The 11,839-nt window shown below is 54.6% G+C and carries 4 protein-coding genes; 2 read left to right on the plus strand and 2 right to left on the minus strand.

Going from position 1 to position 11,839, the window contains the following annotated elements; translation table 11 throughout:
- Nucleotides 1–216: 216 nt before the first annotated feature.
- Together VAE55_RS15350 and VAE55_RS15355 are read right to left on the minus strand one after the other, a co-directional pair.
- Nucleotides 217–3,726 (minus strand): peptidase, encoded by a 3,510-nt coding sequence (locus VAE55_RS15350; protein WP_322816610.1) that lies wholly within the window; start codon nt 3,724–3,726, stop codon nt 217–219.
- Nucleotides 3,727–3,758: 32 nt separating this feature from the next.
- Complete coding sequence (locus VAE55_RS15355; protein ID WP_322816613.1) at nt 3,759–7,961, minus strand: adenylate/guanylate cyclase domain-containing protein; 4,203 nt, start codon at nt 7,959–7,961, stop codon at nt 3,759–3,761.
- Between the two features lie 307 nt (nt 7,962–8,268).
- On the opposite strand from VAE55_RS15355, the gene nadA reads away from it, so the two are divergent.
- Both nadA and nadB read left to right on the plus strand, forming a co-directional pair.
- Nucleotides 8,269–9,240 (plus strand): quinolinate synthase NadA, encoded by a 972-nt coding sequence (nadA, locus tag VAE55_RS15360; RefSeq protein WP_322816611.1) that lies wholly within the window; start codon nt 8,269–8,271, stop codon nt 9,238–9,240.
- 56 nt (nt 9,241–9,296) lie between these two features.
- On the plus strand, nt 9,297–10,949 hold the full coding sequence (gene nadB / locus VAE55_RS15365) for an L-aspartate oxidase (protein ID WP_322816612.1): 1,653 nt from the start codon (nt 9,297–9,299) through the stop codon (nt 10,947–10,949).
- Nucleotides 10,950–11,839: the final 890 nt, after the last annotated feature.

Here is an 11,839-nt window from a genome sequence, read left to right on the forward strand (position 1 = left end):
TTACCGCATATCAGGTAACCTGCAGTGATGCCCCGCAATGCGCAAGATTTGAGATTATAGCCAGAGAACATGAGGAGAACCGCGACCAGCAGGAATTGTACACTGCTACCTGCAACCGCCTCAGTTCTCCTGACCATGGCCGTCGAACAATCTTTTCAAGCACAGTGAAGCTTATCGCAACATAACACCAGACTCACACCTCCTATCAACACTGCCCTACTCGTACACTACTTTCACAGCATTTCGGGAGACGAGAGGTAGATACAACTGACCACCTATTGCACTACCGCCAGCGTCACCATTATCACCAGAAATAGCCGATTGGTGACTATTAACAACCGGCAGAAAGAGCTGATACGTCGGTGGAGTAAACTGTCCTTTCGCCGTGTACATTACCGAATTACCGGCCTGATCAATCGCTGTGATAATGAGCCGTACATCAGGCCAGGCTCGCGGCACACTGGCCATCCAGCGGTGTGGATTCTGGTCATCCTGTGAAAAAGTGAGTGGTGTCCAGGTTACATCATCATCGGCAAGATAGACACCTGTTACGGTGACCTGTGGATTCGTGGGATTGTCTGGATCACTGATAAAGACTTCGATCGGGGTTGAAACATTTTGCAGGTTTCCATCCTGACCGGCAATGCGCACCCGCTCAATGACAGGCGGTGTCTGATCGCTAAGTGCTTCTTCAGCATTATCGGCTTTCGGATCAGTGTAGAGCACCTGGAAGACAAGCTGCGTGTAGGTACGCAACGTGCCGGTAATACCATTGGTCGCCCGGAACTGGGCCGCAGTACTGATGAGGGTGTCACGCGGGCCGTTGTCGCCCTCGGTGCGACTATGACCGAAGAAGCGATCAGGTACCCAGAAGCCAATTCCAGCGCTAAAATCTGGTTCAATCGTCGTGGTGATCAACGGCTCAAAGGTTTCGGTCACAATTTGCGTAATCGTTGGATTGAAATTGCTTACCGTATTGTACTGACCACCTACGAAGATAATATCACGCACTACCAACGGATCACGATCACTGTCGTCATCGCTACCCGATAACGCGGTGATGTCGTAGGTAAAGGCGGGTAATCCCGGCATCCCGATCAGGTTATTGTTAAGGATAGTAACCGTCGGGGTAACGTTAAAGGTGCTGGCAAGTAAGAACGTATCGCTAATCGTAAAGTTATCAGCATTCAGCCGGATAAGCTGACCACTGCGAGTCGGTTCCAGATAGTTAGTGTCGTAGTTGATAGTAAAGGTTATCGTGCGGGTCAATTGACTACCGGCCACCGGCACGGGTGCTGTACGGTCACCGGTAAGCAGCTCAGCATTCAGGTCTTCAACCGATGCCGATAGCGGATTATCAACAAAGATTCGCTTCCATGGCAAGCCGTAAAGAGTGGTAATTGCCAGCACCTTGTAGTCGTAGACATTGAGACCAAGTGAGGTGCGCAGATAGCGGAGCTTCGCATTTACCAGCGCATCGCCGATGCTACGCCCTACGTAGGTTTCACCGCCGGCGGCCCTGGGATCGGGGCGCATCTCTCTCCGCACCAGTTCTTGCGTTAGTAATGCAGCCAGACGTTCACTGTAATCCACGCCATCAAGCGTACCATAACCATAACCGGTATTCCCGATCCAGTTTCCGGCATGGCGGTTAAAGGCCTGCGCAAAATCGGCAGCGTAGAAATTTCTACGCGACCCAAGAGAGGGATCGATGGCAGCATACGGCACATTATACCCGCTATGACAGCCCACTGAATAGTAGAGCGTGTTGTAGAAGAAACCAGGGCAATAAAAAGGATAATAAAGATAACAATAAGAATCATTCACCGACACCGCCAGAATTTGTTCAGCAGGGAAATTCTGATCTCTGCCACTGCTTACTGCCGGTATCAGTTGCCAGTGATCGAAGTGAGCGTTGAGTGAACTGACGAGGGTCTTAGTATTGGAATAAGGCTCCAGAGGAGAAGAAAAGAAGCCCGGTGTGTCGAGTGGTTGCTCGAGCCATTCGGCTTCAAACCGAAACCGATTCCACGTATTATCATTCAAGACCCGCTTCGTAACGCTGACACTAGTTGCCTGCTGCAAGGTGCGCGAGATTGCGTTCGCCCCATCGATTAAAAAGTCATAGCCGGTGATAGACAGGCTGGGTGAGAAACTATCACTATCACGTAGATACACATTCTCCTCGCTAAATCCCGGTACGTTGCGACGCAGAAAATCGGCGATCTCGGAGGGTCTTTCAACAATGCGGCCTACAGCCAGCCGCGGCACGAAGAGCGGAAAACCGTAAAAGCGGTAGGGTCGGTCGGTGCCATAGGGATTATCGCTTAGCAGCATACGGTTACGCAATGCCGCACCGAGTGGGTTGTTGGGTGAAATAAGACTTTCACCGTTCGTATTCTGATCAATCGTCTTCAAATAGTCGAGATAATCGGCTTCGTTGGCAATCGTTGTCAGGTCGGGCAGGCGGAAGAAGGGTATGATCTCATCCCCACCGATTAACACGATATTGCGCACATTTGGGTATGGCGTTGTCGGGTTGCTTTCATTACCTGGATCGAGATCATTATTGGCTCGCATCTGATAACGAACCCGAACATTACGTGAACGGCCATCCCCAGCAGGTGCGATAGCCGCTTCGATGACGTGATCAATAATCTGGGCCAGATAATTCGCATAGAGCGGATTGGATTGATTAACCGGCTGTGACCAGTTGGCGAGCAATTGATTAAACGGGGTTGCACCGCTGCTGTTAATAACTTCCAGGTTTTCCAGATCGATGACTGCACCTTTTTCCAGAATCAGGGCATTTTCAGATTCATCCCAAACCAATTGCTGAAGCTCGGAATAACCAGGAGAAGAGAGAGTGGTCGTAATAATATCTATCGCCGTAAGCTCATCAGAATATAGCTCCTGCATACGAGCGGAATTAATGATGTAGAGTGTAGTAACATCAGGATCAGAGCTATCAGTCAGAAACTGCACATGCGGTGCCGGTCCTAACGATTGTAACGTACTTCGTTCGAAGGTAATGGTAAGCCGGTACGGTTGGGAGCTGGTTTCGCCGGCATTGGAAGGAGCAACCGCGACAAAATAGCGCCCCGGTTGCCAGACAATAATCTCGATCTGCTCATCACTGTTGCCCGGATTGACACTAATGGAGGCGATCTGGCCGCCAATGGAGGCGATCTGGCCGCCAATGGAGGCGATCTGGCTGCCAATGGAGGCGATCTGGCCGCCAATGGAGGCGATCTGTCCGCCAATGGAGGCAATCTGTCCGCCGATTTGTGTAACATCCTCCAAACCGGATTGACCAGCATCAAATTCAAAGGTATTTGTAATTCCACCCTGTCCGGTTTCCGGATCAACCCCACCACCGAAGACCAGATCATAATCAGCGTTCAAGTTAGTGAGTTCAACGGTTACCAATGAACCTGGAGCATCAATATCGAAGTAGAAGTAATCAATATCGATAGAAGAGGTAATCACACCGGTAATCGGCTGTCGCCAGCTATCAGTACGTCCGGATGCAATTTGTTGGGCCGAAACACCAGGTGGAGTAATCCGGTTGTTTGGCTCGATCTCGGTAATCTCTGGTAAATTAGTGATCTCGGCTAGGTGTACCGGTAAAGGTGAAGCCGCGGTTGCCGGTTGTGGACGCACATCCAACCCCATCGGCGCTACGAGAAGAGCGAAACACACCGATACGAACAGAAGGCGTTGCATAGGATTCTCCTTTACCCAGGGAAGGGTTGCTCTCAAACCGGTAAAGCATTGGTAAGAGCCAGATCCCGTTGGGCGTCGAGTTCGGTGAAGATAGCAAGTGCTTCGGCACGAGCTACTGCTGCTGTCGAATGCTGTTTACGTGCCAATTCCAGACGAGCCTGTTGATAACGAACTTTCCCGAGTTCATAGCGATTGCCCAATGTAGCCAGCGTATTGCCACTCCGCTCGAACAATTCGGCAGCGATTGGCAAATCACCAGCCGCGAGCGCAATTTCGCCTAACACCCGCTCTGCAATTGCAGCATCATCGGCCTGACCCAATTCTTCGGCAATAGTTAGCGAACGTTGTGCGTATGCACGTGCACCTGCCACATCTTCCAGTGCCAGTGCGGCCAGCGCCGCCAGACGGAGTACTTCTGGCAGAAAGCTGCGGGCGTTAATTGATTCCAGATCGGCAATCGCAGTGATGAACAGGTTCAGGGCAGTAGCAGCGTGTCCTTGATTGAGTAACACCTCACCACGATTATAGTCCGTCACCGCTACACCTAGCCGGGAACCAAGGCGGGCAAAGAGTTCACCGGCACGCTGGTACAGCATACCAGCCCGTTCGAGTTCATTCCGACCTACCAGCACAACTGCCAGGTTATTGGCTGTGCGTGCCGTAGCCAGTACATCGCCAATAGCCTCGGAAATTGCCATTGACTGCTCAAACACTGCGATGGTTTCAGCCCAGCGTCCAGCTTGAGTATAGACACGCCCCAAGTCATTGAGCACATCACACAAACCAGCCAGCATGTTCGCCTGTTCATAGAGAGCACGCGCCTGATTGAGCGCTTCGACAGCTTGCGTTCGATTTCCCTGATCACTGGCGATATTGCCGATAATTTTGAGCGCTCTGGCCTGATCGGTCAGACTATCACTCTGCACAGCCAGCTTGTAGCCGATATTCGCCCATTCCATTGCGTGGGTGTAATCGCCGGTGCGGTATGCAATCCCGGCACCGAGCAGATAACAACGGGCGGTTTCGGCCAACAATCCCTGATGAGCACGGTACATCCCTTCGGTTAACAGCGCAAACGCCTGCTGATAATTCGAGCGTCGCTCTTCAACTGAAGCCAGCATACGGTGCAAGCGTAGCCAGCGCTCACTTACCGGTTGGTCGGCAGGAGGCAGACTTAACTGAAGTGCTTCCCGAAAATTCCGCTCAGCCTCATCATACTCGCCCAATGTCAAATGAATATCGCCAATTGCTTCATGAATTTCGGCAACCCGGTTGATCAAGCGATCTGGTTCCCATACTGTTGCCAGATACGGAGCAATTTTCAGGGCCGTTGTATAAAGCGCCAGCGCATCGCGATTGGCAAAGCGACGATGTGCTTGAGCGGCAGCCAAGAGATGGTAATGCAATGCCGGTTGCCACTCTTCGGCCTGCAAAAAGTGCCACGCCAGCACTGCGTATTGTTCTTCAAGTTGATGCGCAGCAATCTCTTCAATCCGCCGGGCCACGCGGGCATGTAACATGCGCCGGCGAGCATACAGAATGCCCTCGTAGGCAACATCACGCAACAGCGCATGCCGGAAGATATAGGCCAGAATACGCTCCTGCTGATCGGCCTGGATCAACTCATGCTCGATCAGGCGATCCAGGCTCTCATCGAGTACCGGCGGGTTAGAGTAGACGCCCTCTACCACTGGGCGCTGGAAACGTCGGCCAATGACTGAAGCAACCTGCACCAGCTCCTGGCGTGGTTCATCCAGACGGTCGAGGCGGGCAATCAGCAACCCTTCAATACTACGGGGTAGCTCGATCTTTTCAACCGAACGGGCCAATCGCCACGCAGCACCTGTGCTGTCGCGAATCAACAGCCGATCACGAACTAATGTCCGTACCAACTCCTCGATAAAGAAGGGATTACCCTGAGTACGATCCAGCAGCGGCAACATCGCTTCCGGCGGCGATCCGCCGAGCAGTGCTTCTAACAACGTCCGGCTATCTTCTGGACGTAGCTCACCTAGTTCGATGCGGATGGTGTTGGGAAGCTCATCCCATGGGGCCGGCGATATCATTTCGGGCCGGTAGGTGAGTAACAAGACCAGGCGACGATCAGAAACGGCCTTACTCAACCGCTCAAGGATCTCAAGCGATGGCGAGTCGGCCCAATGGCAATCTTCCAGGATCAGTAGAAGCGACTCACGGGCAGCCAGGCGGAGAAAGATCTCAACCAATAGCTCTTGCAGCCGATCATGGCGTTGTTGAGAAGACAAGCCGGCAGTTAACGGCGTATCAGCAATCGGAAGCGCCAGCGCATCGGCGAGAAGCGGTGCGAAGCGACTAAGCTCCGGTACCAGGTGCTCAAGGCGATGTACGACATTGGCCGCTAATTGATCGGGAGCACTCCGGGCATCAAGACCCAATGCACTGATCAACGGTGCACGGATCGCCGCATAGGCAGTACGTTGTTCGTAACTTTGACAATCACCAAAGAGAATGGTGAACGGTGGGACATCCTCATGGTCATCCTGATGGGCCGTTGAATCAATGACCAATCGCTGAATTGCCTCCTCGGCCAATCGCGATTTACCGGCACCTGCTTCACCAACCACTGCAATCGTAGCCCCGCGTCCGCGCAACGCAGCACGAGCTGTTGTCAACACCTGTTCCAGATCGGCATCACGGCCGATCAGAGGTGCTACCGCCAGTTGCTCATCGTCATGGCGATTGGAGACAGGGGCAATGCTGACAGCCTGTGCTGGTGTAACCGGTTCACTCAGTCCTTTCAAGGTCAGCGGTGCAGCGGCCTGCAAGACAATCTGATCCTGTACAGCAATCTGCGAGCTTGGTGAGAGGTAGATAGCCCCTTCCGGAGCGGCAGCCATCAGGCGTGCGGCCAGGTTCACCGCCGGCCCCATAACGGTATATTCATAACGTGCCGCACCACCAACCCGCCCGGCAAAGACAGTACCGGTATTAATGCCGATCTTCTGAGCCAGTGGCGGGGCAAGGGTTCCCGCTAACTTACCGATCTCCTGGTTTGCATCCTGGATGACTGTACGCAATTCAAGGGCACACCGCACAGCACGGATCGGATCGTCTTCGTGGGCTGTAGGTGCGCCGAACAAAGCCATGAGTTTATCACCGTGGGTATACATATCGACTTTGTTGATGATACCCTCGTAGTGATGAACCACTGCCTGCACACGTCGATAGTAGGCATTGAAGATAGCCGCAGCCAGTTCCGGATCGCTATCGAGCTTGATGAGATAGCGGGAAAAATCGTAGACGTTGGCGAAGAGCACGGTCACCGGGCGAAATTCACCCAATTCGCCGGCAGCAGGATCGAGAAAACGTCGTGGTAAGCGGTGGACAAGATAGGGCTGGAGAGCATTGAGCTGACGGGCCAGGCGGTTCAACGTTGCCAGATCGTCTGGGCCACTGAGCGACCAGCTTAACGATGGCACTAACGGGATTACTGCCGGTTGCAGATCGAGGAGATGATAAAACCCTGCCTGACGAGGTTCAACACGATACCCTTCGATACGCTGTAAGGTTTGGTCACTGACAACAACCTTACCCGGCGCAGCGATCTCTTGTGCTAATGCAACCCGATTTACTTCCGGTCCGGTGACCACCAGTTCAATATGGCTCTGATCACCAACCTCAGCCGCAAAGACCCGTCCGGCATGGACACCAACTCGCAAACGTAAGGAAAAATCACCTACCCGCGTTGAAAGATGAGCAAATTCCTCCATCCGCCGCTGCATAGCCATTGCCGCCGCACAGGCTGCACAGGCGTGATCATTACCAAGAGTCGTAACATCGAAGAAAACGGTCAGCGCATCACCACCAAACTTGAGTAACACCCCACCACGAACCTGCGCTTCGTGCAGCAAAGCGGCAAAGAGCCGATTTACGACTGCCGAAACCTCTTCGGCACCCTGACGTCCCAACACCGACAGGCGCTCTGACAATGCGGTAAAACCGGAGAGGTCAGCAAAAAGGAGCGATCCTTCCCAAAACGAGCCACCGGTGCGACCAGGCTGCGGATCGGCCAATTGTTGGCGAACAATGTGCGCTGGAATATAAGCAGCATTTGCTGCTAGCCTGGCCCGCAAATCGAGGCCCAGACGCGCACGCACTTCAGCAGGTAAATCGCCGGTTGTGATCAAATCGGCAAGCTGATGTGGCTCAAGGTAGTCTTCTAGATCACGCCATTCAGTCAACTGCCCGGTCATCATCGTTTCCACATACTACTCCGACGACGCGGAAGGTGTTTACTTGTATACGCCTAAACGAATCGTCGACAAAGTTTGTTTCGAAGTTACGCAGCAAATAGCAAAAGATGCGGGAGATGACACATCTCTGCATGGCCACGATTCGCCCTGACAGACCTATTGTGCAGCCAAAGCAGACAAAAGGGAAGGGGAAAAAGAGGACTAGTTGCTAACATTTTTGTTAGTGACCTCTTGACAATATTTCGCCAGCGGTGTATACTCATCGCAATTCTTAAAAGTGTAATAATAACACTAAATTGGAGAATATCTCATGGTCGCCCAGATCTACGAAACAACCGGTGAAACGGCTGCCAGCCTCATCGCCGAAATTGCTGACCTCCGGCGCCAACGCAATGCGATCATCCTGGCGCATAATTACGAATACGGCGAAATTCAGGAGATTGCCGATTATGTCGGCGACTCGCTGGGTATGGCGCAGGCCGCAGCCCGGACCGACGCTGACGTCATTGTGGTGTGCGGTGTCTATTTCATGGCCGAGACTGCTGCTATCCTTAATCCGCAGCGGACGGTACTTATTCCCGATGCCAAGGCGGGTTGCTCGCTGGCCGACTCTATTACTGTAGAGCAGTTACGAGCGTGGAAAGCTGCGAATCCAGGTGCGGTTGTTGTAAGTTATGTAAATACCAGTGCTGCTGTTAAGGCAGAAAGTGATTATTGCTGCACGTCAGGCAATGCCGAGCGGGTTATTAACGCCATTCCTGCCGATAAAACCATCTTGTTTTTGCCTGATATGTTCCTCGGCAGTTATCTACGCCACAAAACGGGGCGACCGCTCAAGATTTGGGCTGGCGAGTGCCACGTCCATGCCGCCATCCGACCAACCATGATCGAACAGAAGCGAGCGGCAATGCCTGACGCCGAGTTTCTGATTCACCCTGAATGTGGCTGTGTGAGTAGCGCAATGGATTATGTGGCTCGCGGCGCCATTGATAGTCGGGGCACGCATATTCTCTCCACCGAGGGAATGATTGCGCATGTCAATCGCTCGCCGGCCAGCCGGTTTGTGGTTGCCACTGAGATCGGGGTGCTCCACCGGATGCGCAAAGCCAATCCGCATAAGCAGTTTGTTCCCATCGATGAGTCGATAAGCTGTCGCTACATGAAGCTGATTACCCTGGCAAAGGTGCGCGACAGTCTACGCGACCTGCGCGAACAGGTGACAGTACCGCCGGAGATTGCCGAACGGGCCAGAATCGCCATTGACCGGATGCTGGCGTTGTAGGTCTGCATAATCTTTGCACATTTGAAGTATTCACCTCACACCTGGCAGAGGAGCATATGATGGAAGCCCTTCCTACTCAGCGCTGCATTCTGCAGCGCATGCCATCGGTACGCGACCGCTCTGTTGATGTCCTGGTTATTGGCGCCGGCGCAGCCGGTCTCACTGCGGCGCTGGCTGCGGCTGCCCATGGCGTGCGCGTGCTCGTCCTGGCACGAGGTTCACTCCCCGAAAGTAACTCGGCCTGGGCCCAGGGCGGGATTGCTGCCGCGTTGGACCCGGCCGACTCGCCTGGCATTCACGTTGCCGACACTCTTACTGCCGGAGCTGGCTTGTGTGATCCGGCTGCCGTGGCAGTGCTTGCCCATGAAGCACCAGCGCTAATGCGTGAATTGGCGATGTTGGGGGTACCTTTCGAGCGCGATGCCGATCAATTTGCGTTAGGGCTGGAAGGAGGGCATTCCCGGCGACGCATTGTTCACGTCGGCGACGCAACCGGGCGGGCCGTAACCCAGGTGTTGATCGAGCGAGTGCGTGCCACGCCACTCATCAGTGTGCGCGAGCAGGCTCAGGCGGTCGAATTGTTAACTGCCGATGAGCGCGTGGTCGGAGTGCTGGTACGCCAGGCTGATGGGTCGTGGTGGCGAGTGTTGGCGGCGGCAACCGTGCTGGCCAGCGGCGGCGCCGGTGCGTTGTACGGGCTAACCAGTAATCAACCAACGGCTCTCGGTGAAGGCATTGCACTGGCCTACCGCGCCGGAGCCGAGATTGCCGATATGGAGTTTGTGCAATTCCATCCTACGGTCTATCGCACCCGCGCCGGTTATGGCTTTCTGATCACCGAAGCTGCCCGTGGTGAGGGTGGATTGCTCTACACGCCAACCGGTCGGCGCTTTATGCCGGCCTATGATCCGCGTGCCGAACTGGCGCCCCGCGATGTGGTAACGCGCGGCATTGTTGCAGCAATGCAGGAGGAAGGCTGCGATCACGTCTTGCTCGATTTGACCCATCTGCCACCTGATCAGATCGAGCATCATTTTCCGACCATTTGTGCCCGTTTACGGGCCGACGGTATTGATCCGGTGCGTGATCCGATTCCGGTGGCACCGGCAGCCCACTACCTCATGGGAGGGGTACGTACCGATTTGAGTGGCGCAACCAATCTGCCGGGACTCTTCGCTGCCGGTGAGGTCGCCTGTACGGGTGTGCATGGCGCGAATCGGCTGGCCAGCAACTCGTTACTCGAATGCCTTGTCTTTGGTCGCCGGGCGGGTGAAGCCGCCGCTGCCTATCGCGGGCGAGCCGTTCCCGTGCCCGATCCGCTTCCGATAGCACCAATCTCCACACCACTTCCTGCTGATTGGCGCTCTGCCCTGGCCGAGATCATGCGAGCTGCCGGGCCGTTGCGAGACGGTGCAACGCTCCGGAGGGCACTGGCGAGGCTGGCAGAGTGGCCAATCAGTGCCGGGCCAGATGAAGCCGATCGCATCACCGCCGTTAATGCTGGAGTAACGGCACGACTCATCGTCACTGCGGCCCTGCTGCGTACCGAGAGCCGTGGTGGTCATTTCCGCCAGGATTACCCGCAATCAGAGGAAGCATGGCGCAAACATACTATCCTGCGCCGTGACGCCGAACCCGCGTTTGTGCCGACGATTGCACCGCCGACGGCGGTCAGTCACAAGCGACAGGGGACGCATGCCTTGATCTGATATCAAATCCGGTTTACCAGACGTTATCGCTGGTGATTGCATCTCTACGCCGACAGTGATCTAAGCACGGCTACAGAGAACGGCGGTTCCGCTGCACACGCCGTAGTATCACACGCCGGCGTAGGTGTGGTTTTCCGACCGGAGCCAGTGGCGCACGGTTTGGCGTGCAAAAGCCAGGCTGCCGCATTTACCGCATGACCGGCAGGTGCGGATCGCAGCGCGTACCCGTGCCGGTACGTGCTTCTGGTGATGGGGATGCATGAGCTGGGGCTGGCAGTCCACTCCAAGAGAAGCTCGGCGCACATCGTGGACAACACGGCAAAACACCATGCAGAGACTGGGCTGACTAATGACGATTGAGAGTCGCGGTGATGATGCACCCGTATTGGTTAAAATTTGATCTGGCGTGTTCAATTCTGCGGGTAAGATGGGCGAAAGCCTGGCTTATATCAAATCTTCACTGATACTGTGCATTACTGCTCATCAGTCCGATGATGGTATTGCCACACTCCGAGGGGCGGCTTTCCTACTGTCACAGAACGGGAGAAAAAGGTTGACAGGCAGACTGAACGATTACACCCCAACCCACACCACCGCTCACACACGGCCAGCTCATCACGGATGGTCAAGCCTGACAGACGTGAGATGACCACACTTGTTCTCGTGACTCACGGAGCAATCGCTGCCACTCGCACCTGATCGAGAGCACGGCTATCGCAGCAGCCGTGCTGCTGCACGCCAAACGCCACGACACAGGTAACCCTGTCTGGCAACGGTATCCACGCTAAAACGTGATCCCACTGTGCGCGGATTGTGAACGCTGATACGACACATCCGCGGTGTAGAGAGAGGTGGTGCCCCTGGGCTGAGATGCCGCTACTGTCAGATGT

The organism is Chloroflexus sp. (genome assembly GCF_034432675.1).
Taxonomy (GTDB): Bacteria; Chloroflexota; Chloroflexia; order Chloroflexales; family Chloroflexaceae; genus Chloroflexus.

Coding starts and splice junctions, on each gene's coding strand:
- VAE55_RS15350 (WP_322816610.1), bottom strand. CDS start 3,726: ATGCAACGCCTTCTGTTCGTATCGGTGTGTTTCGCTCTTCTCGTAGCG.
- VAE55_RS15355 (WP_322816613.1), bottom strand. CDS start 7,961: ATGATGACCGGGCAGTTGACTGAATGGCGTGATCTAGAAGACTACCTT.
- nadA (WP_322816611.1), top strand. CDS start 8,269: ATGGTCGCCCAGATCTACGAAACAACCGGTGAAACGGCTGCCAGCCTC.
- nadB (WP_322816612.1), top strand. CDS start 9,297: ATGATGGAAGCCCTTCCTACTCAGCGCTGCATTCTGCAGCGCATGCCA.